At 66.4% G+C, this 22,968-nt stretch carries 19 protein-coding genes; 12 read left to right on the top strand and 7 right to left on the bottom strand.

Going from position 1 to position 22,968, the window contains the following annotated elements; genetic code table 11:
• Positions 1-35: 35 nt before the first annotated feature.
• Both pgl and edd read left to right on the top strand, forming a co-directional pair.
• On the top strand, positions 36-719 hold the full coding sequence (gene pgl, locus E4634_RS02775) for a 6-phosphogluconolactonase (protein ID WP_135441061.1): 684 nt from the start codon (positions 36-38) through the stop codon (positions 717-719).
• Entirely contained in the window at positions 719-2,542 is a 1,824-nt protein-coding gene (gene edd / locus E4634_RS02770) for a phosphogluconate dehydratase (protein ID WP_135441060.1), read from the top strand. The genes pgl and edd overlap by 1 nt, the downstream gene beginning before the upstream one ends.
• A gap of 7 nt (positions 2,543-2,549) precedes the next feature.
• On the opposite strand, the gene E4634_RS02765 is transcribed toward edd, so the two are convergent.
• Complete coding sequence (locus E4634_RS02765) at positions 2,550-3,404, bottom strand: sugar phosphate isomerase/epimerase family protein (protein ID WP_135441059.1); 855 nt, start codon at positions 3,402-3,404, stop codon at positions 2,550-2,552.
• 275 nt (positions 3,405-3,679) lie between these two features.
• On the opposite strand from E4634_RS02765, the gene E4634_RS02760 reads away from it, so the two are divergent.
• From E4634_RS02760 to E4634_RS02750, 3 genes are all read left to right on the top strand, one after another.
• Complete coding sequence (locus E4634_RS02760; RefSeq protein ID WP_135441058.1) at positions 3,680-4,678, top strand: branched-chain amino acid aminotransferase; 999 nt, start codon at positions 3,680-3,682, stop codon at positions 4,676-4,678.
• Between the two features lie 2 nt (positions 4,679-4,680).
• Positions 4,681-5,655, top strand: a complete 975-nt coding sequence (locus E4634_RS02755) for an NAD(P)H-quinone oxidoreductase (protein WP_206046774.1) — start codon at positions 4,681-4,683, stop codon at positions 5,653-5,655.
• 117 nt (positions 5,656-5,772) lie between these two features.
• Entirely contained in the window at positions 5,773-7,338 is a 1,566-nt protein-coding gene (locus E4634_RS02750; RefSeq protein ID WP_135441056.1) for an MltF family protein, read from the top strand.
• Between the two features lie 35 nt (positions 7,339-7,373).
• Here E4634_RS02750 and E4634_RS21420 read toward each other — a convergent pair whose 3' ends face one another.
• A complete protein-coding gene (locus E4634_RS21420) occupies positions 7,374-8,204 on the bottom strand; it encodes a hypothetical protein (protein WP_167854740.1) in 831 nt (276 codons plus the stop codon).
• 161 nt (positions 8,205-8,365) lie between these two features.
• On the opposite strand from E4634_RS21420, the gene E4634_RS02740 reads away from it, so the two are divergent.
• Positions 8,366-9,025, top strand: coding sequence for a DsbA family oxidoreductase (locus E4634_RS02740; protein WP_167854739.1), 660 nt, complete (start codon positions 8,366-8,368; stop codon positions 9,023-9,025).
• A 307-nt stretch (positions 9,026-9,332) separates the two neighbouring features.
• Here E4634_RS02740 and E4634_RS02735 read toward each other — a convergent pair whose 3' ends face one another.
• The 3 genes from E4634_RS02735 to E4634_RS02725 are packed head-to-tail and all read right to left on the bottom strand — an operon-like array spanning position 9,333 to position 12,683.
• Entirely contained in the window at positions 9,333-10,847 is a 1,515-nt protein-coding gene (locus E4634_RS02735; protein WP_135441054.1) for a parallel beta-helix domain-containing protein, read from the bottom strand.
• Between the two features lie 4 nt (positions 10,848-10,851).
• The gene (locus E4634_RS02730) at positions 10,852-12,054 is read right to left on the bottom strand and encodes a cytochrome-c peroxidase (protein ID WP_434783492.1); all 1,203 of its coding nucleotides are present in this window, start codon (positions 12,052-12,054) and stop codon (positions 10,852-10,854) included.
• Positions 12,051-12,683 carry a c-type cytochrome gene (locus E4634_RS02725; protein WP_135441053.1) on the bottom strand — a complete coding sequence of 211 codons (633 nt, stop codon included), beginning with the start codon at positions 12,681-12,683 and terminating at the stop codon, positions 12,051-12,053. The genes E4634_RS02730 and E4634_RS02725 overlap by 4 nt, the downstream gene beginning before the upstream one ends.
• Positions 12,684-12,895: 212 nt before the next feature.
• On the opposite strand from E4634_RS02725, the gene E4634_RS02720 reads away from it, so the two are divergent.
• Both E4634_RS02720 and E4634_RS02715 read left to right on the top strand, forming a co-directional pair.
• Positions 12,896-13,291 carry a zf-TFIIB domain-containing protein gene (locus E4634_RS02720; protein ID WP_135441052.1) on the top strand — a complete coding sequence of 132 codons (396 nt, stop codon included), beginning with the start codon at positions 12,896-12,898 and terminating at the stop codon, positions 13,289-13,291.
• Positions 13,292-13,391: 100 nt separating this feature from the next.
• On the top strand, positions 13,392-14,447 hold the full coding sequence (locus E4634_RS02715; protein WP_135441051.1) for a 3-deoxy-7-phosphoheptulonate synthase: 1,056 nt from the start codon (positions 13,392-13,394) through the stop codon (positions 14,445-14,447).
• A 39-nt stretch (positions 14,448-14,486) separates the two neighbouring features.
• On the opposite strand, the gene E4634_RS02710 is transcribed toward E4634_RS02715, so the two are convergent.
• Positions 14,487-15,530: a DUF481 domain-containing protein gene (locus tag E4634_RS02710; protein WP_135441050.1), complete on the bottom strand. Its 1,044-nt coding sequence runs from the start codon at positions 15,528-15,530 to the stop codon at positions 14,487-14,489.
• A 235-nt stretch (positions 15,531-15,765) separates the two neighbouring features.
• On the opposite strand from E4634_RS02710, the gene gor reads away from it, so the two are divergent.
• The 4 genes from gor to E4634_RS02690 are packed head-to-tail and all read left to right on the top strand — an operon-like array spanning position 15,766 to position 21,792.
• Positions 15,766-17,127 carry a glutathione-disulfide reductase gene (gene gor, locus E4634_RS02705; protein ID WP_167854737.1) on the top strand — a complete coding sequence of 454 codons (1,362 nt, stop codon included), beginning with the start codon at positions 15,766-15,768 and terminating at the stop codon, positions 17,125-17,127.
• A 21-nt stretch (positions 17,128-17,148) separates the two neighbouring features.
• Positions 17,149-18,084, top strand: a complete 936-nt coding sequence (locus E4634_RS02700; protein ID WP_135441048.1) for an ABC transporter ATP-binding protein — start codon at positions 17,149-17,151, stop codon at positions 18,082-18,084.
• Complete coding sequence (locus E4634_RS02695; RefSeq protein ID WP_167854736.1) at positions 18,071-20,896, top strand: Gldg family protein; 2,826 nt, start codon at positions 18,071-18,073, stop codon at positions 20,894-20,896. The genes E4634_RS02700 and E4634_RS02695 overlap by 14 nt, the downstream gene beginning before the upstream one ends.
• Positions 20,893-21,792 carry a DUF4340 domain-containing protein gene (locus tag E4634_RS02690; protein WP_135441047.1) on the top strand — a complete coding sequence of 300 codons (900 nt, stop codon included), beginning with the start codon at positions 20,893-20,895 and terminating at the stop codon, positions 21,790-21,792. Before E4634_RS02695 ends, E4634_RS02690 begins: the two co-directional genes overlap by 4 nt.
• Before the next feature lie 42 nt (positions 21,793-21,834).
• On the opposite strand, the gene E4634_RS02685 is transcribed toward E4634_RS02690, so the two are convergent.
• Positions 21,835-22,827 (bottom strand): LysR family transcriptional regulator, encoded by a 993-nt coding sequence (locus tag E4634_RS02685; protein WP_135441046.1) that lies wholly within the window; start codon positions 22,825-22,827, stop codon positions 21,835-21,837.
• Positions 22,828-22,968: the final 141 nt, after the last annotated feature.

Genomic DNA, 22,968 nt, shown 5'->3' with positions numbered 1-22,968 from the left:
GGGTGGCGGTAAGGGCAGCGTTATGAGCAGCTTCGATGAGTAGGTGGTGCGAGTTCGACAGCCGCGAGGCCCTGGACAAAGCCCTGGCTGAACACCTGGCGCAGCGCCTGGCCCAGGAGATCCGCGCCCAGGGCGCGGCGAGCCTGGCGGTGTCCGGCGGCAGTACACCCAAAGGCATGTTCGCCCAGTTGGCGGCGCAGGACATCCCCTGGGAACAGGTGTGGGTCACCCTGGTCGACGAGCGCTGGGTGGCGCCGGACGACGCCGATTCCAACGAGCGACTGGTACGCGAGAACCTGCTGGTCGCACACGCGGCGCGCGCCCGCTTCGTCGGCCTGAAGACGACGCACGCACAAGTGAGCGACGGCCTGGCCGAGGCCACCGCGCGACTCGCCCCGCTGCCGCGACCGATCACCTGCGTAGTGCTGGGCATGGGCGGCGACGGACACACCGCGTCCTGGTTCCCGCAGGCGGGCAATCTCGCGCAGCTGCTCGACCCCGCCGGCAAGGACGTGCTGGGGCGCTGTGATCCGGTCACCGCACCTCACGAGCGCATCACGCTGACCCTGCCGGTGGTGCTGCAAAGCCGCGAAATCATCGTGCACATCACCGGCGCGGACAAACGCGCGGTGCTCGACGAGGCGGTGGACAAGCGCTACCCGATCGCCGCCGTGACCGCGCAGACCGCCAACCCTGCAACCATCTGGTGGGCCCCCTGATGACCGACGACCGACTGCTAGCCATCACCGAACGTATCATCGAGCGCAGCCGCGCCAGCCGCGGCGATTACCTGGCACGTATGGCCGCCATGCGCGACCGCGGACCCAAGCGCAACCGGCTGTCCTGCTCCAACCTGGCCCACGGCTTTGCCGCCTGCGGCGAGGGCGACAAGCAGACCCTGCGCCTCACCGAGGCCGCCAACATCGCCGTGGTCAACGCCTACAACGACATGCTCTCCGCGCACCAGCCGCTGGAGACCTACCCGGACATCATCCGCACCGCGGTGCACGCCATGGGCTGCACCGCGCAGGTGGCCGGCGGAGTGCCGGCCATGTGCGACGGCGTGACCCAGGGCGCCGAGGGCATGGAGCTGTCCCTGTTCAGCCGCGACGTGATCGCCGCCTCAACCGCCGTGGCGCTGTCCCACAACATGTTCGACGGCGCGCTGTGCCTGGGCGTGTGCGACAAGATCGTCCCCGGCCTGCTGATCGGCGCGCTGTCCTTCGGCCACCTGCCGGTAATCTTTGCCCCGGCGGGCCCGATGACCTCGGGGCTGTCGAACAAGGAAAAGGCCGCGGTGCGCCAGCAGTACGCCGAGGGCAAGGTGGGCCGCGAAGAGTTGCTGGCCGCGGAATCCGCCGCCTACCACGGCCCCGGCACCTGCACCTTCTACGGCACCGCCAACAGCAACCAGATGCTGATGGAGATGATGGGCATCCACATTCCCGGCGCCGCCTTCGAAACCCCCGGCACCCCGCTGCGCGAAGCCCTGACCCGCGGTGCCGCCCAGCGCCTGTGCCGCATCACCGAACTGGGCGACAGCTACACGCCGCTGTGCGAGGTGGTGGATGAAAAGTGCATCGTCAACGCCCTGGTCGGCCTGCTCGCCACCGGCGGTTCAACCAACCACAGCATCCACTGGATCGCCATCGCCCGCGCCGCGGGCGTGCTCATCGACTGGCAGGACTACCACGACCTATCGGCGATCACCCCGCTGGTGGCGCGGGTCTACCCCAACGGCAGCGCCGACGTGAACCACTTCCACGCCGCCGGCGGCTCGGCCTACGTGATCCGCACCCTGCTGGACGCCGGCCTGCTGCACGAGGACGTGACCACCAACTGGGGCAAGGGACTGTCGCTGTACACCCAGGAGCCGCGCCTGGCGGACGGCGAACTGCACTACGTGGACGGCCCGGCACACAGCGCCGACACCGCCGTGCTGCGCCCGGCTTCCGAGCCGTTCTCCGCCGAGGGCGGCCTGCGCCTGCTCACCGGCAACCTCGGCCGCTGCGTGATCAAGACCTCGGCCATGGCGCCGGAACACTGGCTGATCGAGGCGCCGGCGCGGGTGTTCGAAACCCAGGACGCGCTCAAGCAGGCCTTCGAGGCCGGCGAGCTGGAACAGGATTTCGTCGCGGTGGTGCGCTACCAGGGCCCGGCCTCCAACGGCATGCCCGAACTGCACAAGCTCACCCCCTACCTGGGCGTGTTGCTGGACCGCGGCTACAAGGTGGCGCTGGTCACCGACGGACGCATGTCCGGGGCCTCGGGCAAGGTGCCCGCGGCTATTCACCTGAGCCCCGAGGCCAGCCTCGGCGGCGCCATCGCGCGGGTGCGCGACGGCGACCTCGTGCGCCTGGACGCCGCGGCCGGCGTCCTGGAGTGCCTGGTGCCCGAAGCGGACTGGGCGGCCCGCGAGCACGCACCGCGCGCCTCCGATGAGTGCGAGACGGGCGTGGGCCGGGAACTGTTCGGTTTCATGCGCCGCGCCGTGGGCGAGGCGGAGGAAGGTGCCAGCGTGTTCTTCGCCGGCGGCGAGTAGCGCCGCGTCAGGGCCGCTGCCGGCGCACCAGTTCCTGCAGCATGACGATGGCGCCCTCGCACAGGGCCTCGCGGCTCTCGAAACCATCGCGCCAGATATTGTCCGGGTGCGGCGGTGCCTGCCCGGTGCCCAGCGCCTGCACCACGATCCACCCCGAGTAATCGAGAAACTCCAGCGTCGCGAAGGTCTCCTGCCACTGCACCTGGCCGCGGCCGAGGGTGCCGCGGTTGCTCTCCGACACGCGCACGTGCAGCAGGCGGTCGCCGGCGCTGGGCAGGGCCTGGGCCGGGTTCAGTTCCTCGAGGTGCGCGTGGAAGGTGTTGTAGGTGACGCCGAGGTTGTCGCGGCCGACATCCCGACACATGCGCGCGGCGGCCGCGGCGGTGTTAATCAGGTAGGCGTCGTAGCGGCTCTGGAACTCCAGCGCGAGGGTGATGCCCAGGCTTGCGGCGTGGTCAGCCGCGGCGCCCAGGCAGTGCCGGCTCCACTCCCATTCGCGGTCGGTGGCGGGTTGGCCGGAAAAGCAGCCACGGGCCTGGAAGAAGCCGCCGACCAGCAGTTTCGCGCCGAGCAGGGCCGCCTCGTCCAGGCGCGTCTTGAGGGTATCGAGTGCGCGCCTGCGGACGCGGGCATCGGCGGCGATGGGGTTGGCCTCCGGCGGCAGGCAGGCACTGGCATTGACCGCGAGGTCGAGGTCGTCCAGCGCGACGCGCAACAGCTTCAGGGCGGATTCGCCCTGGCCGCCGACCGGGATCTCCACGCCCTGGTAGCCCAGCCCGGCCAGGGTCTCCAGTACCGGGAGCTGGGCCACTCCCGCGCTGTCGCCCCACAGCCGCATATCCATGCCAAACCTGACGTCCACCCTTGCTCCTGCTCGTTACCCTGACCCCAGCATGCCACGCGCGAAACGAATAGCCAGCAGTGAAAGCAGAATAGTTGCGGTTGATTCTTGTGACCGGTAGTCATCACTGAAAGCTGTCACCGGTAGCCGTCACTGAAAGCCATCACTGAAAGCCGTCGCCGGCGACGGCGGCGTGAAAAATTCCATAATTTCTGGTGCGACCGGTCCCCCCTTCGGCGGGATCTCGGGGTATTATTGGCTGTTTTCAGTCCAGCATAAGATCGAGTCACAGAATAATGGCGGCGTTCGGCACCAATTTTACTTCGCAGATGGTCACCAGTTCGTACAGCGCAGGCCAGTGGTCCTCGCTCAAGCTGGAACCGGTACAACCCTTCGCCTTGCACCCGGCCACACACGTGCTGCATTACGCCAGCGAGTGCTTCGAGGGCCTCAAGGCCTACCGCACCGCCGCCGGGGACATTCACCTGTTCCGTCCCGACCGCCACGTGGCGCGCATGCAGCGCAGCGCCGAGCGCCTGCTGCTGCCCATTCCCAGCGAGGAAGAACTGCTGCGCGCCCTGCACATGGCGGTCGCCGCTGCCAGCGGCGAGATTCCGGCCTACCCGGGCGCACTCTACCTGCGCCCCACCCTGTTCGGCACCAGCGCTGATATCGGCGCCGCGGCCCGTCCCGCGGACAGCGCCGTGTTCTACGTGCTGCCCTCACCGGTTGGCGATTACTTTGCCGGTGGTCTCAAGCCGCTGCGAGTCAAAGTGGACGACAAGGCCCAGCGCTCCACGCCGAGCTTCGGCGAGGTAAAAACCGGCGGCAACTACGCCGCAGCCCTGCGCGAGGTAGTGCGCGCCAAAGAGGAACTGGGCGCCGACCAGGTACTGTTCGCCCCCGGCGGCGACGTGCAGGAGACCGGCGCGGCGAACTTCGTGGTGATCGAGGACAGCCACCTGCTGACCAAGCCGCTGGACGGCTCGATCCTGCCCGGCGTGACCCGCGACTGCATCCTCACCCTGGCCCGCGACGCCGGCCTCACCGTGGTGGAGCGCAATTTCACCGTCGCCGAACTGCTGGAACTGGCCCCGCGCGCCGAGGCCGCGCTGACCGGCACCGCCGCGGTACTCACACCGGTGGGCGAACTGGTCTACAACGGCGAGACCGTCAGGGTCGGCACCGGCGAGATGGGCCCCTGGTCCACCCGGCTGCGCGAGCAGCTGTGCGCCATCCAGAGCGGCACCGCGGACGACCCGTACGGCTGGCGCGTACCGCTGCACCAGGCGTGAGTGTGCGACGCCACGTCGCCATCGACCCCGAAGACCAGAGCCTGCGCATAGAGCGGGACGCTATCCCCAGCCCCGCTCCCGGCGAGCTGCTGATCGCGGTCACCGCCGCCGGCATCAACCGCGGCGACCTGCTGCAGCGCGCCGGGCGCTACCCCCCACCCGAGGACGCCTCGCCCATCATGGGGCTCGAGGTGTCCGGGCATGTCAGCGCCGTTGGTGAGGGCGTGAGCGACTGGGCGCCGGGCGACCCGGTGTGCGCCCTGACCCATGGTGGCGGCTACGCCGACCACGCACTGGCGCCCGCCAGCCAGTGCCTGCCAGTGCCGCGAGGTATGTCCGTGGAGGACGCTGCGGCCCTGCCCGAAGCGCTGTTCACCGTGTGGCACAACCTGTTCCAGCGCGCCGGGCTGCGCGCCGGCGAGCGCGCCCTGGTGCACGGCGGTGCCAGCGGCATCGGCACCATCGCCATCCAGGCCGCACACGCGCTCGGCGCGCAGGTCTACACCACCGCCGGCACCGACGCCAAATGCGCGGCCCTGCAGGCCCTGGGCGCGACCCGCGCGATCAACTACCGCAGCGAGGACTTCGAGCAGGTGCTCACCGAACTGGGCCTGCGCGAGCGTATCGAGGTGATCTTCGATATGGTCGGCGGGGACTTCATCCAGAAGAACTTCAACCTGGCAGCGGCCGAGGCGCGCATCGTGTACATCTCGTTCATCCGCGGTTTCAAGGCCGAGGTGAACTTCGCACCGCTGCTGTTCAAGCGCCTGACCATGACCGGCTCGACCCTGCGCGCGCAGAGCTTCGAGCAGAAGCGCGTCATGGCGGGCGAGATTCGCACCCACCTTTACCCGCACCTGGACAGCGGCGCGATTCGCCCGCTCATCGATCGCGTCTTCCCGCTGGAGGCGGTGGCCGAGGCCCATGCCCACATGCAGTCCGGCGAACACACTGGCAAAATACTCCTGCGCATGTAGTACGCGGCGGTCGCCGGGCAATCGCCGGCCCGTCGCGAGCCGCTTCAACCAGAGAACACAGAACACAGAACACAGAACACAGAACACAGAACACAGAACACAGAATAAGGACACACCATGCCTCCCCGTCGCTTCGCCCTGCTACTGGCCAGCCTCCTGGTCCTGTCCCCACTCGTCGCCTGCGGGGACGCCCGCGAAACCACCGCACCGCCCGCCAACCAATCGAGCACTTCACGGGCGAGCGATGCACAGCCGGTTGTAGCCGACCACCCCAGCCTGGCGCCGGTCGCCGGGGAGAAGAGCGTCGCCGACCTGCGCGGCCTGCGCGACCCGTGGACGGGCGACCTGGACGAGATGGTGGAGCGGCGGGTGCTGCGCCTGCTGACGGTCTACTCGCCGGGGCGCTACTACCTGGCGTCCAACGGCGAGGAGAAAGGCCTCACCCGGGAAATGGCAACCCGGCTGGAGGCCTACCTCAACAAACGCTACAAGCTGGGCACCGTGCGCTTTCACGTCGCCGTCGTGCCGCTGGCGCGCAGCCAGCTGGTCCCCGCCCTGCTGGCGGGCTACGGCGACCTCGTCGTCGCCGGACTGACCATCACCGAGGAACGCAGGGAAGATGTCGACTTCAGTATCCCGATCTCCAAACCGGTAGCGGAGATCCTAGTCACCGGTCCCGCCGCCCCGTCGCTGGAGACCATCGACGACCTCGCGGGCGAGACCGTCTATGTGCGCGAGCAAAGCAGCTATCGCGAAAGCCTCGAGGCGCTCAACGCCGATTTTGCCGAGCGCGGGCTGGACCCGGTGGAGATTGAACTGGTATCCGGGTATCTCGAGGACGACGACCTGATCGAGATGGTCAATACAGGCCTGCTGCCCTGGATCGTGGTGGACGACTACAAGCTGATCCAGTGGAAGGACGTGTTCAGTGAAGTGACACCGCGTCCCGACCTGGTGTTGCGCGAAAGCGGTCGACAGGGTTGGGCAATGCGCAAGAACAGCCCGCAACTGGCGAGCGCGATCAATGACTTCCTGCGCGAGAACCGCGAGGGCACGCTGATCGGCAACGTCCTGCGCAACCGCTATGTCCGCGACTTTGACTTCGCCGCGCACGCCCTGGACCAGCAGGACTATGCGCGCTTCATCGAGCTGCAGCACCTGTTCGAAAAATACGGCGAGCAGTACGAGGTCGACTACCTGCTGGCAGCGGCCCAGGGTTACCAGGAATCGCGCCTCGACCAGTCGGTGCGCAGCCACGCGGGCGCTGTCGGCATCATGCAGCTGCTGCCCAGTACGGCCAGCGATAAAAACGTGGGTATCGACGACATCCACGAGGCGGAGCCGAACATCCACGCCGGCATCAAGTACGTGGCCTTCCTGCGCGGGCGCTATTTCTCCGGCGAGGACATAGACCGGCTGAACGGCACCCTGCTGGCGCTGGCCGCCTACAATGCGGGCCCGGCGCGCGTCGCGGGCCTGCGCGCACGGGCGCGGGAACTCGGTTATGACCCCAACGTGTGGTTCGATAACGTGGAACTGGTCGCCGCGAAGGAAATCGGGCGGGAGACAGTGCAGTACGTCGCCAACATCTTCAAATACTACTTGGCGTACCGCTTTTCGCTAAAACAGCAGGCGAGACGTGCTGAGGCCCGCGAACGGGCCGGAATCGGCACGACGGATTAGACGACCGCCGCCCGCGAGGGGCGGCGGCCCCTCACTCAAGAGGCTTTTTTAGGCGCCGCCTTTTTCCTGGCCGGCGCCTTTTTCTTGGCTACGGCTTTTTTCGCGACCGCCTTTTTCTTGGCGGGCGCCTTCTTGGCTACGGCCTTTTTCTTGGCTGGCGCCTTCTTCTTGGCTACCGCCTTTTTCTTGGCCGGCGCCTTCTTTTTGGCTACGGCTTTTTTCTTGGCCGGTGCCTTCTTCTTGGCGGCGGCTTTCTTCTTGGCCGGAGCCTTCTTCACCGCCGCTTTCTTCTTGGCCGGCGCCTTTTTCACCGCTGCCTTTTTCTTGGCGGGCGCCTTCTTGGCTGCGACCTTCTTCTTGGCTGGCGCCTTCTTCACCGCCGCCTTCTTCGCTGCCACCTTCTTCTTAGCCGGAACTTTTTTCTTCACCGCCGTCTCCTTCTTGAGCTTGGTTTTTTTACCCGAGGCCTGTTTCATGGCCTTTTCTACCATGGAAGCGGCCTGGTCAGCTGCCTGCGCCTTGCGCTCAACCATCACCAGGTCCGCTTTGACAGCACCATACTTCTGCGCCGCCTCGTAGGCCGCCATTGCAATCTGCGCAACGGCCTCCGCCAATTCCTGCACTTGCTTGACCAGCGCATCTACCCTGCGCTGGTTTTTCGGTGTCGCCCTGGACTTCAGGGATGCACGCGCTTTCTTCAGTCTTTCACTGGCGCCCTTGTGTCGCTTGCGCGCCGTTTCAAGTTCACGCCTTGCGCGTGCATGAGCTTTCTCGGTCTCCGCTACCAACTTCTTGCGAAGCTGTTCCACTTTCTTATTGGCCTCGGCAGCCAGCTTGGTGGCCTGGGCTAGCTCTTTATCCAGCATAATCTCACTCGCTCCATGGTTAGAGTGGATACCGCTGATTTAGTGTATTCCGAAAGCAACCCGGTGTAACGCCTAAATTTTGACCTGAGTCAGACGGGTTCACACGAGTTAACAGCACAATACCGCAGGAAAAGCATGCGACCAATCCTATGGAGAACAAAATGAACAGGGAAATCATCGTCGATTACTACAGCGATGTACTGTGTGTATGGGCGTGGATCGCACAACCGCGACTCGATGAACTCGCACGCCAGTGGCAGGGCCGGGTCACGGTGAACCACCATTTCGTCGATGTATTCGGCGACGCACATCGCAAAATCCCCGAGCGCTGGGGCGCCGATGACGGCTACCAGCGCTTCAACGAACACGTGCGCCACTGCGCGGAACCTTTCGATGCCAGTGCAGTGCACGAACGCTGCTGGCTGGATGTGCAACCGCGTTCGTCGGCGCAGGCGCACCTGCTGTTGCGCGCCGTCGGTCTGGTCGCGGGTGCGCAGGCGCTGGCGAACCTTGCACTGGTGATTCGCCGCGCGTTTTTCTGCGAGGCGCAGGATGTCAGCGACATGGAACTGCTGCTCGAACTGGCAGGTGAGGCACGTATCGATGTGCAGGCCTTGCGCGACAGCCTGCGCGATGGAAGTGCGCTGGCGGCCTACAGCAGCGATTTACGGCGCGCTGCGGATCTGGGTGTGCGCGGCAGCCCAACCTGGATTCTCAACGAGGGCCGGCAGACGCTCTACGGCAACGTCGGCTATCGCATCCTGCATGCGAACATCGAGGAGTTACTGTCGCATCCTGAAGATGAGGCCAGTTGGTGTTGATGCCGCCTGGACTGCTCACCGAGGCGTTGGAAACAGAATCCCGACCCGGCGGACAACCGGCCCCTTGATCAGTTGCCCGGAAAAATCACCAGGCAGGGAATAAGCAGGAACTGCGACGCCAGCGGAGCCAGGGGCTTGTCGGGGCGTGCGAGGACAGGGATGTCCGAGCCCGAGCCTGCCATGGATGGCGCTTCTTGGCGGTCCCGACAAGCCCCTGGCTTCGCTGGCGGCGCGGCAGCTGGCCCATCCCACTAAACCACGGCCATCCGCAACAGCCCGGACTACACCGACACCCGGAAGCCCAACCCTAGTTTTTCAGTTTCAGCAAGAACTCCGCAGCCGCCAGCAACGTCTCTTCATCGAGGTGCCCCTGCGGCGGCATCTCCGGGTAGTCGTCGCGCTTCTTCACCGGCTTGGCGGCGTAGGCGGCAATACCAGCCGGGTCGTCCATGTACAGCGCCTGGATCACCTGGGTCGGCGGGCCGATCATGCGCGTGCCGTAGGCGTGGCAGCCCGCGCAGACGCCATAGTAGGTGAGCTTGCCGATATCCACATTTTCCAGTCCGCGCGGGGGAACCGGTTCGGCGAGCGTGTAGCTGGGCACGTTGGCGGTGGTGTCGATGTCGCACTCGGTGTATTTGTCGAGACCGAAGGTGCGGTAGCGCTCGCGGTGGTTGATACAGCCGTCGTCCATGCCCACGGTGTCGACGATGTCCGGGCCGCGGGTTTCCAGCTGTGCGGCGAGGAATGCGCGCACCACAGGGGCCGGCGAGTTGCCGTTATCGCGCATGATGTTGTCTAGCAGCTTGGGCCGATTGGGGTTGGGCTCGGACTCCGGGTCGTTGGGAATATTGGTGGCCAGGGAGAAGTCGGTGAAGATGATACCGACCGAGTCGTTGCCGGTGATGATATTGCGCTCGATGACCACGTCGTCACAGGCCATGATCAGCATGCCGGTGCCCGGGGGAATGTTGGCGACGATGGAACCGGGAATGGCGAAGTTCTCGTGGTTGTTGTCGATCACGAAGTTGTTGCGGATGATCACGTCGCCACAAGTCTTGATCGGCAGGCCCGGGGTAACGAAGGCGAGAATACCCCCGGTGTTGTTGTAGACGTAGTTGGCCTCGACCAGCGCGGTGCGGCTGTTCTCGATCTCGATGCCGGCAACGCTCTCGAACACCTGGTTGAAGACCACGTCGACGTTGTCGGACATGCCGATGTAAATAGCCGCGTCCTCGATGCCGGAGAGGATGTTGTGCGAGACGATGCCGTTCTTGCCCAGCTGCGGGAAGATGCCATAGACGCCGGTATCCACCACCACGTTGTTGCGGATAACGAAGTTGTTGCCGGCCTGGCCCATCACCCCGTTGCCCTTGTAGTGGGTGATGTAGAAGTTCTCGATAGTAGTGCCGTTGCCGGAGTAGAGAATCGCGTCGTTGCGCACGCCCTCGCCTTCCAGCACAGGGTATTTGCCCTGCTCGATAACACCGGACAGGGTGATGTTGTCCTTGTCGATGTAGACGGTTTCCTTGTACGTACCGGGCATGACCTTGATCACCGCGCCGGGGCTGGCGGCGGCGACGGCATCCTGGATGGATTCACCGTCGCGTACCAGGATCACCTCGCCGCTGGTCGGCGTGGTCAGGCTGCGCAGCGGCGCACTGGTGGCGGTAGTCACCTCTGCGCCGCCGCTGGAGGCGAACTCGGCCTTGGGCTGTGCCGGCACGCGGATGACGGTGGGTTCCGCCTGGCGGTTGCTGCCGAGGTAGTATCCCGCTGCCAGCAATGCGATGGCGGCGAAGCTCAGTATCAGTTTGCGCATGTGTTTACTCCCCGGTGCTGCCGGAATCGACGGCTGGATCATTGTGGACCGGCGGTAACCCGGAAGGCAACCGCGTGGGTACCTGCGGCATGAAGCCCTCGTCGTTGAGCGCGCCGAGGAAGTCCACCAGCCGGTCCAGTTCGTGCTCGCCCAGCTGCGGGTTCCATATGTGCCAGTGGATATTGAGCTGTTCGCCCGGCGGCACCGCGTGGCCGCGCCCGCCGTTGTAGAAGGCGACCGCCTCGCGCAGGCTGGCGAAGCGGCCGGAGTGCATGTAGGGCGCGGTCAGCGCCACGTTGCGCAGGCTGGGCACCTTGAAGCCGCCGCGCTGGCTGGCATCGCCGGTAGGTGTCTGCGCCCCGGGGTCCAGCGGCAGGCCGGCCGGTTCCGGCGTGCCGATCACTGCGATCTGCTGGTTGCTGAACAGCGGCGGCGTGTGGCACTCGGCGCAGCGGGCAACAAACGATCTAAACACGTTCATGCCCTCGATCTCCGCCGCGCTGAGCGCATCGTGATAACCGTGGGCATACTGGTCGTAGCGACTGTTGAGGGAAATCAGCGAGGTTTCGAAGGCGGCGAGCGCGGTGTAAACCTGCTGCAGGTGAATCGGGGCGTCTTCGCCGCCGGAGTCCGGTGAAATCTCCGCGGGAAAAGCCTGCGCGAACAGGCTGCGGTAAGCGTCGATACCGTTCAGGGTGTCGAGCAGGGCCTGCGGTGTATTGGCCATTTCGCGCTCATCGTACAGCGGGCCGAGCATCTGTTCCTCCAGCGAAGCGGCGCGCGCATCCCAGAAAAAGCGCTGTAGGAAGGCCACGTTCCACAAGCTGGGCGCGGAGCGCGCGAGCAGTTCGCCATGCATACCGCGGCTGCGCGGCAGGCCGTCGGCGAAACCGCGCTCGGGCTGGTGGCAGCTGGCGCAGGACAGGCTGCCATCGGCGGACAGCACCGGGTCGAAGAACAGGTAGCGGCCGAGGTCGATCTGCTGCGGTGTAAAACCATCGCGCCAGGCCGGCAGGCCGGTCTTCAGGCCGCCCACCCCCGCGGACTGCAACGACGCATACTGCTGGTAGAGGCTGCGCAACTCGCAGTGCCCGTCGACCAGCTCAAAGCCCGGCGGGCAGTGCGCGGCGAGGGTGAACTCACCCGCCCAGGAGCGCGCGCACAGGAGCAGTGCCGCACACAGCAGGCCGCGCAGGAATGCGCTCACTCGGCGGGTTCCGCCAGCTCCCGCAGGTAGGCGACCACGTTGCGCACCGCCTGGTCATCGGGCAGGGTCGCCGCCATGGCGCGCATCTGGCGCCCGGTGCGATCATCGGGGTGGGCGCCGCGCTGGCCGCTGCGAAAGGCCTCCAGTTGCGCCTGCAGGTACCAGTCGTCGCTGCCGGCAAGCCGCGGCGAGTGCAGCGCCTTGTTGCCCACTGCGCCGGCGGCGTGGCAGGCGCCGCACAATTGCCGGTAGTAGTCGGCCCCAAGCGCGGGGTCACCGGCAACCGTGGCCGGCGAGGCCGGGCTGTCCAGGGCGCTGATGTACACCGCCACCTCCAGCATCGCCTGCTCGTCGGGCAGGGTCCTGGCCATGGCCGCCATGGCCTGGGCCTGCGGCGAGGCGTCGGCGCCGCCGCGCTGCCCGGCGCTGAATTTCTCCAGCTGGGCGGTGATATACACCGCAGAGAGGTGGTTCAGCCGCGGCGCACCCTGGGCCTGGTCGCCCTGCGCGGCGTCGCCGTGACAGCTGGCACACGGTGCGTAGCGCTGTTCGCCCGCAGCGTCCTGCGCCTGTGCCACGCCGGCGAGCAGCAGCGTGCCGAGCCAGATCGGGGGTAACAATTGTTTCATCGGGGCACTCCGGGGCGGTGTCTACCGCGGTAAACTTGTAACAGGTGTGGCGACGTATGATAATTCCAAAGCGCGCCCCACTGGAAACGGTTCACTGACGGCGGCGCCGCGCACGGGACACCGACAACGGATTGGTCTAGACTCGAAGCGCCCCGCTCGGCGGCGGCGCGGGCCCGGCGCCCCACAACAGCATGAATCACAGGGAAATCCAGATGGAATTCAACCCCGAAGAACACAGTATCAAGTGTCCCAAGTGCGGGCACGGCATGAACGAAGTCACCTATGGCGAGGTCACAATCGACCGCTGCAGCCACTGCCAGGGCCTGTGGTTCGACACCGGCGAGGCCGATGCCCTCAAGGGCAAGTGGATGGGCGACGCCCTGGACCTCGGCGCCAAGACCGAGGGACGCAAGTGGGACGCGGTGGAAGACGTCGCCTGCCCGCGCTGCGGTAAGGACATGGAAAAGCGCTCGGACCCGAAGCAGCCACACATCTGGTTCGAAGAGTGCCCGGACCACGGCATGTTCATGGACGCCGGTGAATTTACCGACTACAAGCACGAGACCTGGGCCGACTGGTTCCGCAGCCTGATCCGCGGCGCCCGCTGAACCCGGCAGGCACCGTGCGCAAAGGGCGACCGGGTCGCCCTTTTTTATTGCCCGCAGAAAACGCTCTGCGTGGCATGGAGAACACTGAAGAAGACCAACCATGCACAGCACTGACGATATCCGCATCAACGGCGCCCGCCCACTGATCACGCCCTGGGTGCTCGCCGAGGAACTGCCCCTGGGCGAGACCGCCGCGGCCACCGTGACCGGCGGCAGGCGGCAGGCCGAGGCCATCCTCAGCGGCGAGGACCCGCGCGTGGTAGCCATCGTCGGGCCGTGCTCGGTGCACGACCCTCGCGCGCTGCTCGATTTCGCCGCCCAGTTGCAGGCCGCTTGCGCGCCGCTGGCAGACGCGGTCCTGCCCATCCTGCGCGTGTATTTCGAAAAGCCGCGCACGGTGGTCGGCTGGAAGGGCCTGATCAACGACCCGGACCTGGACGGCAGTTTCCACATCAATCGCGGACTGCACCTGGCGCGCCGGGTACTGCTGGAAGTGGCCGAACTGGGCCTGCCGGCGGCCAGCGAATTCCTGGATACCACGCTCGGGCAGTATTACGCCGAACTGGTGAGCTTCGGCGCCATCGGTGCGCGCACCGTGGAGAGCCAGATCCACCGCGAGCTGGCCTCGGGCCTGTCCATGCCGGTGGGCTTCAAGAATGGCACCAATGGCCAGGTGGATGTCGCCATCGACGCCATTCGCAGCGCGCGGCACGGCCACTGGTTTGCCTCCCTCACCAAGGAGGGCACCCCGGCGATCCTCGAATCCAGCGGCAACCCGCACGGCTACCTGATACTGCGCGGCGGCCGCGAGACCGGCCCCAACTACACCCCAGCCGCGGTGCGCGCGGCGGCCACAGCGCTGGCCCGGGCGGACCTGCCGGCGGCACTGATCGTCGATTGCAGCCACGGCAACAGCGAGAAGGACCCGCGCCGCCAGGCGCAGGTCATGTCCAGCCTGTGTGAGCAGATCCAGGGGGGCGAGCAGGCGATTCGCGGCGTGATGCTGGAGAGCCACCTGCGCGAGGGGCGGCAGGACGTGGTGCCCGGCCGCGAGCTGGTCTACGGCCAGAGCATCACCGACGCCTGCCTGTCGCTGGCGGATACCGTGCCCCTGCTGGAGCAACTGGCAGCGGCGGTGCGCATGGCACGCAGTTGATATCGACCTGGCCGGGCAGCGACCGGCCAGCGACCGCGTTTACCAGGTGTAACCCAGGCGCAGCGAGTAGGTCTGGTCGAGTTCCTCGATATCCTCCGGTGCGCCGGAGTCGTACTCCAGCTTGACCTCGGCCGCCGCCTCGAAATTCCACAGCAGCGGGAAGGCCAGGCCGAAGGTGGTGTTGATCACCACGTCGGAAGTCTCCTGCAGGTCCCAGATACCCAGCTGGTTGAAGTACAGGCGCGAATCGCCGCCGAGATAGTCGCTGGTCATGTCGATACCCCAGGTGGCGCCGGGGTAGTCGTTGTCGTCGGCGACGATGTAGTCCTCGTTGACATAGGACAGGCCGATTTCCGCGGACATCGTGAACGCGGGCTCGGTGTAGAACTCGCGTCCGATATAGGGGCCGATGTAGTAGCGCAGGTCGAGGTCCGCGAACTTGTCGGATTCCGCGGAGACCTTGATGCCGCCGTAGGTGGGGCCGTCGAAGAAGTAGTCGTACTTGCCCAGGGCGCTCCAGTTGTCGGCGTTCTTGATATTGTTGGTCTCGTCCTGCTCGCCGTTGAACTTCAGCGTGTAGCGGTCGCGCTCGCTGCGCCACACCGATTCCAGCTTGTAGTCCAGCTCGTCGGTATCGGTGTTGCCGCGCTGCAGGGTCATGGCCAGGTTGGCAAGGCCAGTCCACTTGTAACCCAGGCCAAGTTCCCAGGGCTCGGGGTTGACCAGCAGCAGTTCCCCCAGCTCCACTTCGCGGATATTACCGCTGTTGTCGGTGACCTGCAGTTGCTGGTCCTCGACCAGCAGGGGCTGGCCCTCGATCACTGTCTCGTCAGTCAGTTCCATGACCGCCGGCGCCGAGGACTTGACCGAAACCACCTGGTCCAGCGGAATGGAGATGGTGCCGGCAAAACCGGTTTCCACCTTCACGGCGCCGTCGCGCGCATCGACGACCTTGCCGATGATCTTCGAGCCGTCCAGCAGCAGGATCTCGTCCGCCGCAGGCGCTGCATCCTCGGCCGAGGCTAAGCCGGCACCCAGCGCCAGGGCGCAGGAGATCATCAATCCTGGAATCATACGCTTCATATTCTTACCCGTTCCCGTACCTGTTCACTGCCAATAAAAACCCCCGAAAGCGCACTGGCCTCCGGCGTCAGAATCCGCGGAGTGCTAATGGTAGCCGCCCCGCCCGCCTTTACAAGTAAAAACCTCTGTACGTGTAAAAGGCGCTGACAGTTCAGGGGAGGCGCCCCGGCTGCTAGACTGTCGGCTGTCATTCAGGGGCCCGGACAAGCGCGGCCCGCCAAATCCAGGGAGACAGATGGTGTCCAGCTACGACTACGACCTCTTCGTCATCGGCGCAGGTTCCGGCGGTGTGCGCGCCGGCCGCATGGCCTCCGGCTTCGGTGCCCGCGTTGCGGTGGCGGAGGATCGCTACATGGGGGGCACCTGCGTCAACGTCGGCTGCGTACCGAAAAAGCTCTATGTTTACGCCGCGGAGTTCGGCAAGGCTTTCACCGACGCCCAGGGCTTCGGCTGGGAAACCGGCCAGCCCGCGTTCGACTGGGCCACGCTGCGCGACAACAAGCGCCAGGAGATCTCGCGCCTCAACGCGGTGTACCGCCGCATCCTGGACGGCGCCAACGCCGAGCTCATCGACGGCCGCGCGCGCCTCGTGGATGCGCACACGGTGGACGTCGACGGGCGGCGCATGACAGCAGACAAGATGCTTATCGCCACCGGCGGCTGGCCACATGTTCCCGCGTTTCCCGGCAGCGAATTCGCCATCACCTCCAACGAGATCTTCGACCTCGAGGAGTTCCCGCGGCGGCTGGTGGTGGTCGGCGGCGGTTATATCGCCGTGGAGTTCGCCGGCATCTTCAACGGCCTCGGCGCGGAGGTCACCCAGCTCTACCGCGGCCCGCTGTTCCTGCGCGGCTTCGACGCGGACATCCGCGCCCACGCCGCCCGCGAGATCGCCGGCAGCGGCGTCGACCTGCGCTTCGAGACCGAAGTAGAGAGCATCGCGCGCGGCCCCGGCGGCCTGCACGTCCTGCTCAACGACGGCAGCCAGTTGGAGGCGGACGCGGTGCTCTACGCCACCGGCCGCCGGCCCCACCTGCAGGACCTCGGCCTGGAAAATGTCGACGTCAAACTCACCGACGCCGGCTATATCGCTGTCAACGAGCACTTCCAGACCAGCGAACCGAACATCTACGCCCTCGGCGACGTCACCGGCGGCATGGAACTCACCCCCGTCGCCCTGGCTGAGGGCATGGCCTTCGCCCGTCGCGAATTCGGCGGCCTGGACGCCGCACCGGAATACGACTTCATTCCCACCGCGGTGTTCTGCCAGCCGAATATCGGCACCGTCGGTTTTACCGAGGAGGAGGCCCGCGCGCGCTTCGGCGAGATCGTGGTGTACAAGAGCACTTTCAAGCCGATGAAGCACACCCTGTCCGGACGCGACGAGCGCAGCCTGATGAAAATGCTGGTGGACAAGGCCAGCGACCGGGTAGTCGGGGTGCACATGGTCGGGCCCGATGCCGGCGAGATCATGCAGGGTATCGCCATCGCCATGAAGGCGGGTGCCACCAAGGCGGTGTTCGACGCCACCATCGGCATCCACCCCACCGCCGCCGAGGAATTCGTCACCATGCGCGAGCCCTGGACCGAGGACTGAGCCAGCGGAATCACCGCCACCATGATCGAAGCCTCGCACCTGACCCGGCGGTTCGGCCGCAATACCGCAGTGTCCAACGTGTCCTTCACCATCCGCGACAACGAGGTGGTTGGCCTGCTTGGCCCCAACGGGGCGGGCAAGACCACCATCATGCGCATGCTCAGCGGCTACCTGGAGCCGACCACCGGCGAGATCAGCGTGGATGGCGAGAAGCTCGGCCAGAACGCCTATTGCATCCAGCGCCAGCTCGGCTACCTGCCGGAGAACCTGCCGATCTACCCGGAAATGTACGTCGCCGACTACCTGCACTATGTCGCGACGATCAAGGGCATCGGCGGCGAAGCACGCGTGCGCAGCATCCGCGAGGCACTCTACGCCACTGAAATGCAGGAGCACGCCCTGGACAATATCGGGCGCCTGTCGCGCGGCCAGAAACAGCGCGTGGGCGTGGCCCAGGCCCTGCTCGGCCGGCCGCGCTACCTGATTCTCGACGAGCCCACCAACGGCCTGGACCCGCACCAGACCGAACACATGCGCGAACTGATCGGGCAGCTGGCGCGGCGCGCCACGGTAATCGTCTCCACCCATATCATGCAGGAGGTGGAGGCGGTGTGTGACCGCGTGCTGATCCTGCGCAACGGCCAGTTGGCCCTGGATCGCCCGCTGGCGGACCTGCGCCGCTGCGCCGAGTTGCACCTGCGCACGGACCACGGCGCGCCGGAACTGTATTCCATCCTGCAGGCCCTGCCCGGCATCGATTCGGTGCGCCCGCTGGAGGAGGACGAGCACAGCCAGTCCTGGCGCCTGGAACTGACCGCGGACGCGGATGCCGAAACGGTCGCCGGGCTGGTCTCGGACTGCGTGTACAACTCCGGGGCGCGCCTGTATCGGCTGGAAAACTCCGGTCGCCACCTGGAAGACGTGTTCCGCGAGGTCATCGGCGATGCTGGTCACTAGGCCGGTCGCGCGCCGCCTGCTGCGCAAGGAACTGGGGCTGTTCTTCGGCTCGCCGGTGGCTTGGCTGTTCCTCGCCGCGTTCGCCGGCGCCTGCCTGTTCATCGTGTTCTGGGCGGAATCCTTCTTCGCCCGCAACATCGCCGACGTGCGCCCGCTGTTTGAGTGGATGCCGGTACTGCTGATCTTCCTGTGCAGCGCCATCACCATGCGCACCTGGAGCGAGGAGCGGCGCAGCGGCACCCTGGAACACGTGCTGGTGCAGCCCAGCGCCCTGTGGCGTTTCGCCCTGGGCAAATTCTACGCCTGCGAGTTCCTGCTGTTGCTGGCGCTTGCGGCCACCGCGCCGCTGCCGCTGACGGTGGCCGCGATCGCCGACCTCGACTGGGGCCCGGTGCTCGCCGGCTACCTCGCCAGCGCACTGCTCGGCGCCGCCTATATCAGCATCGGCCTGTTCGTCTCCGCGCGCACCGACAACGCCATCGTCAGCCTGATCGGCAGCGTCGCCCTGTGCGGCGCGCTGTACCTGCTGGGCAGCGGCCTGTTCACCGGTTTTTTCTCCGCCGAGGGCGCCGAGACCCTGCGCCGCCTGGGCAGCGGCTCGCGTTTCGCCAGCATCACCCGCGGCGTTATCGACGTGCGCGACCTGGTCTACTACCTGAGCCTGAGCTGCGGCTTTCTCGGCCTCAGCATCTACTCGCTGGAACGCGAGGGCTGGGCGCGCCTGGCCACCACCCCGCGCCAGCGCCACTGGCGACTGGGCATCCTGCTGCTGCTCGCCAACCTGCTGGCCGCCAACCTGTGGCTGGACCGCGTCGCCAACCTGCGCATCGATGTCACCCAGGGACGCCTGTACTCGATCTCCGACGCCAGCCGCGAACTGGTGACCCACCTGCGCGAACCGCTGCTGATCCGCGGCTATTTCAGCGCCCGCAACCACCCGCTGCTGGCGCCGCTGGAACCGCAGTTGAAGGACCTTATCCAGGAGTACGCCTCGGCCGGTCGCGGCAACGTGCGCGTGGAATTCGTCGACCCCGCGCAGGACCCGGAACTGGAGCAGGAGGCCAACGAGCGCTACGGCATCAAGGCCACCCCGATACAGGTGGCGGACCGCTACCAGACGGCCCTGGTCAACGCCTACTTCCACGTGCTGGTGCAGTATGTTTCCGAGTACAAGGTGCTGAGCTTTGCCGAACTCATCGAGATGCGCACCGCGGCCAGCGGCCAGCCGGAAGTGCAGCTGCGCAACCCCGAGTACGACATCACCCGTGCGATTCGCGACGTGCTGTACAACTACCGCGCGGGCGGCGACCTGTTCGCGGGCATCGATGAACCGGTGGAGTTCATCGGCTATGTCTCCAGCCCGGCGCAGCTGCCCGACGAACTGCTCGCCTACCGCGAGGCCATCGAAGACCCCCTGCGCCGCGCGGCGGAGGCCTCCGGCGGCAAGTTCAGCTACCGCTTCCTGCCGCCGGAACAGGGCAACGGGGAACTGGCGCAGCGTATCGAACAGGACTGGGGCTTCGCCCCCATGCGCGACCCGCTGGACGAGGAGCGCAGCTTTTTCTTCTACCTCACCCTGGCCGATTCCCAACAGGTGGTGCGCCTGCCCACCGGCGAGTTCGACCCGGACGATTTCCGCCAGGTGCTGGACGCCGGCCTCAAGCGCTTCGCCCACAATTTCACCAGGAGTGTCGCGCTGTCCGCCCCCCGGGTGACCCCGGAGGTCGCCCGCCAGGGGCTGGGCGGGCCGGCGTTCAATACCCTGCAGGAGACCATCACCCGCGACCACAGCCTGCTGCTGGAAGACCTCGCGGACGGCACGGTCAGCCCGGAGGCGGACGTGCTGGTGGTAATTGCGCCGCAGCAACTGGGCGAGACCGCGATCTTCGCCCTCGACCAGTTCCTGATGCGCGGCGGCACGGTAATCCTGGCCACTTCGCCGTGGAGCGTACAACCGGACGACAGCGGCCTGGACATGCAGCGTCGGCGCAACGGCCTCAAGGCCTGGCTCAAGCACCTCGGGGTGAGCATCGGCGACAGCCTGGTACTCGACAAGCGCCACGCCAACTTCCCGGCTCCGGTACGCCGGGTGACCGGCGACTACGAGTTCCGCGACGTACAGATTGTCGGTTATCCGTATTTCATCGACATTCGCGAGGACGGGCTGGCGGACCACCCGGTGAGCCGCAACCTGCCGCAGGTGACCATGGCCTGGGCCTCGCCGCTCAGGATTGAGCCGCCCGCAGGGGTGCGCCTGACCCGGCTGCTGACGAGCAGCCGCGAGGCCTGGGCCAGCGACGAACGGGACATCACCCCGCAGCAGGACAGCAGCTGGCCGGCGCCGGAGCAGACCCGGCGCGAGTTGCTGGGTGCATCTTTACAGGGCCGCTTCAGTTCGTTTTTCAGCCAGCCCCCCGCGGCGCTCGCGCAGTTGCCCGGCACCACTGCAGCGGCCCACGGCTTCGTGCGTCACTCCCCGGAATCGGCGCGGCTGATTGTCTACCCGTCCAATGATTTCCTCAGCGACCGCGTGCTGGGTGCCCAGGTGCGCGCCTCGGGCAACCAGTACCTGGGGCCCATCCAGTTGTTCAACAACACTCTGGACTGGGCGCTGCAGGAAGAGCGCTTCCTGCAGATTCGCGCCCGCGCGCACTTCAATCGCACGCTGCCGCCGATGGAGCAGCGCATGCGCCTGGCCCTGGAACTGGCCAACTACGGCGCCGCGGTCGGCTGGCTGGCGCTGATCGGTATCGTCGCCTGGTTGATGCGTCGCTGGCGCCGTGCGTGGTTCCGCCGGGAGCTGGGACTGTGAACCGGGTCGGCGTCGCGCTGCTGCTGTTGCTCGCCGCGCAAATGGTGGTGCTCGCCTACCAGTACCGCGCCGTGCGCGAAGCCGAGGACGGGACCAGCGCCATCTACCTGGTGCGCACCGACACCTACGTGGTGGACGAGATCCGGCTAGAGGACCGCGAGCACAATGTCGCGGTGCTAAGGCGCCGCGGCGAGCAGTGGTCGCTGCCCCAACTGGATGCCCTGCCCGCAGATCGCGACCGTATCGAGGCACTGCTGGATGTACTGACACACACCGACCCGGGCTGGCCGGTGGCGCACAGCGGCGCCGCGCACCAGCGCTTCCAGGTGGCGTCCTACCTGTACCGGCTGAAAGTTACGCTGTCGGCCCAGGGCAACGAGGTGGGCTCTGTGTACCTCGGCACCTCGCCGGGCTACCGCCGGGTACACGCGCGCAGTGCCGGCGAGGAGCCCATTTACAGCGTACCGCTGAACCTGTTCGAACTGCCGGCGCACGACGGCGCCTGGCTGGAGCCCGAGCTGTTGCAGGTGCGCGCCCCGCTGCGCATCGTCGCCGACGGCTACAGCCTGGATCGCAGTTCCGGCGACTGGCTGCTGGGCAGCGGACAGCCTCCCGAGCCGCGCGAACTGGACGCCCTGCTGCAGGCGCTGAGAACCCTGCGCCTGGAAGGCGTTGCCGGGGACGAGCGGGCGCAGAAGATCCGCGCTGCGGAAGCGTCGATGATCCTGCAGGTGACCGGCCTGGGCGGCGAGCGAAAACTGGCGTTCTACCGGGAGGGAGACGACTGCTTCGTCACCAGCAGCGACCACCCCTACGTATTCCGCCTGAGCGCGTACGACTACGACAAGCTGGCGGGTATCGACGCGGTAATGATGGCGGGCAGCGGCGCTCCCTGAGCGCAGCGGTGCAGTTCAGAAAAGTTCACTGCAGCGGACGGTTCAGGAAATCGCCTGCAGCGGCCGCGAGGCTTCCACCGCCTCGCCCGGCCCGTTCAGGTGCTTCATCAACAGGCCGCGCATCCACTGGTGCGGCGCGCTGCGCGAGGTGCGGGTATGGCGCATCAGCGACATACGGCCGCGATTGCTGCTGTGGGTGTTGCGAATCATGCGCTCGAGTTCCGAGGGCAGTTCCAGCCCGGTAATCAGTTCGCTGTACAGTCCCGAGGCCTCGAAACCGGCGTTGGCCACCAGCAGGCAGTTGGTGCGCGCCAGTACGCCGACCGCCGAGGCGAACTGCGTGGTCTCCAGGCTGATGCTGCGGTGCACGCCGTACTGGCCGAGCACGTCGTCCACCATCGAGGTGTTCTCGCGGGTCAGACGCGGCAGGTACAGACGCAGGTGCGGGTAGTCGAGGAAGTCCTGCAGGCTCATCGCCGACTTGCTCGCCAGCGGATGCTCCAGGCGCATATAGCAGCGCGGCGCCAGGGTGGAGATCGGCTCCGCGTGAATGTCGCGGCCGGTGTCCACCGCGACGAAGGCGGCGAAATCGACCTCGCCCTTCTTCAGCAGTTCCTGGTAGTCCGGGGTGATCTCGGCGGTGATCACCTGCACCCCCGGGGCCGCATCGTGCAATTCCGCGATCAGGCCCGGCAGCAGCGCCTCGCACAGGATCGGCGGCAGCAACAGTTTGAAGGTACCGGTGAACGTCGCCGGGTCGAAGTCCGTGTCGCCGAGCACGCGCTCCACCGACTCCAGCAGACCGGGCAGTTCCGCGGCCAGTTCCTCGGCCCGCGGTGTCGGCACCAGGCCGTGGGCGGTGCGTGTAAACAACTCGTCCTCGAAGGCGTCGCGCAGTTTCTGCAGCGTTTTACTCAACGCCGGCTGGCTCACCGACAAGCGCTCCGCGGCGCGGGTGACGTTGCGTTCCTCGAGGAGAATCTGCAGGGCTACCAGCAGGTTGAGGTCCGTTCGAATCAGCTTCCTTGAGATCATGGGGTCACCCCTGAAGAAATAACCTGTGGTTATTCACCAGATGCTAGCAAACGGCACAAGGCCCTTGCACACAAAATGTGCGCTTTTTGCCAATTAGCGGGACGAGTGCAAACCCTGCGCGTGGCTGGATTCGGCGCGCCC

This window comes from Mangrovimicrobium sediminis (assembly GCF_004745945.1).
GTDB classification, from domain to species: domain Bacteria; phylum Pseudomonadota; class Gammaproteobacteria; order Pseudomonadales; family Halieaceae; genus Mangrovimicrobium; species Mangrovimicrobium sediminis.
The sequence above is the reverse complement of the archived record's forward strand: the minus strand, read 5'-3'. Positions and strand labels throughout refer to the sequence as shown.

Bases quoted from the DNA above. Each gene is read 5' to 3' on its own strand.
- E4634_RS02695 (WP_167854736.1), top strand. From the start codon at position 18,071: ATGCTGGTCACTAGGCCGGTCGCGCGCCGCCTGCTGCGCAAGGAACTG.
- E4634_RS02740 (WP_167854739.1), top strand. From the start codon at position 8,366: ATGAACAGGGAAATCATCGTCGATTACTACAGCGATGTACTGTGTGTA.
- E4634_RS02720 (WP_135441052.1), top strand. From the start codon at position 12,896: ATGGAATTCAACCCCGAAGAACACAGTATCAAGTGTCCCAAGTGCGGG.
- E4634_RS02685 (WP_135441046.1), bottom strand. From the start codon at position 22,827: ATGATCTCAAGGAAGCTGATTCGAACGGACCTCAACCTGCTGGTAGCC.
- E4634_RS02725 (WP_135441053.1), bottom strand. From the start codon at position 12,683: ATGAAACAATTGTTACCCCCGATCTGGCTCGGCACGCTGCTGCTCGCC.
- E4634_RS21420 (WP_167854740.1), bottom strand. From the start codon at position 8,204: ATGCTGGATAAAGAGCTAGCCCAGGCCACCAAGCTGGCTGCCGAGGCC.
- E4634_RS02735 (WP_135441054.1), bottom strand. From the start codon at position 10,847: ATGCGCAAACTGATACTGAGCTTCGCCGCCATCGCATTGCTGGCAGCG.
- edd (WP_135441060.1), top strand. From the start codon at position 719: ATGACCGACGACCGACTGCTAGCCATCACCGAACGTATCATCGAGCGC.
- gor (WP_167854737.1), top strand. From the start codon at position 15,766: ATGGTGTCCAGCTACGACTACGACCTCTTCGTCATCGGCGCAGGTTCC.
- pgl (WP_135441061.1), top strand. From the start codon at position 36: ATGAGTAGGTGGTGCGAGTTCGACAGCCGCGAGGCCCTGGACAAAGCC.
- E4634_RS02715 (WP_135441051.1), top strand. From the start codon at position 13,392: ATGCACAGCACTGACGATATCCGCATCAACGGCGCCCGCCCACTGATC.
- E4634_RS02700 (WP_135441048.1), top strand. From the start codon at position 17,149: ATGATCGAAGCCTCGCACCTGACCCGGCGGTTCGGCCGCAATACCGCA.
- E4634_RS02750 (WP_135441056.1), top strand. From the start codon at position 5,773: ATGCCTCCCCGTCGCTTCGCCCTGCTACTGGCCAGCCTCCTGGTCCTG.
- E4634_RS02710 (WP_135441050.1), bottom strand. From the start codon at position 15,530: ATGAAGCGTATGATTCCAGGATTGATGATCTCCTGCGCCCTGGCGCTG.
- E4634_RS02760 (WP_135441058.1), top strand. From the start codon at position 3,680: ATGGCGGCGTTCGGCACCAATTTTACTTCGCAGATGGTCACCAGTTCG.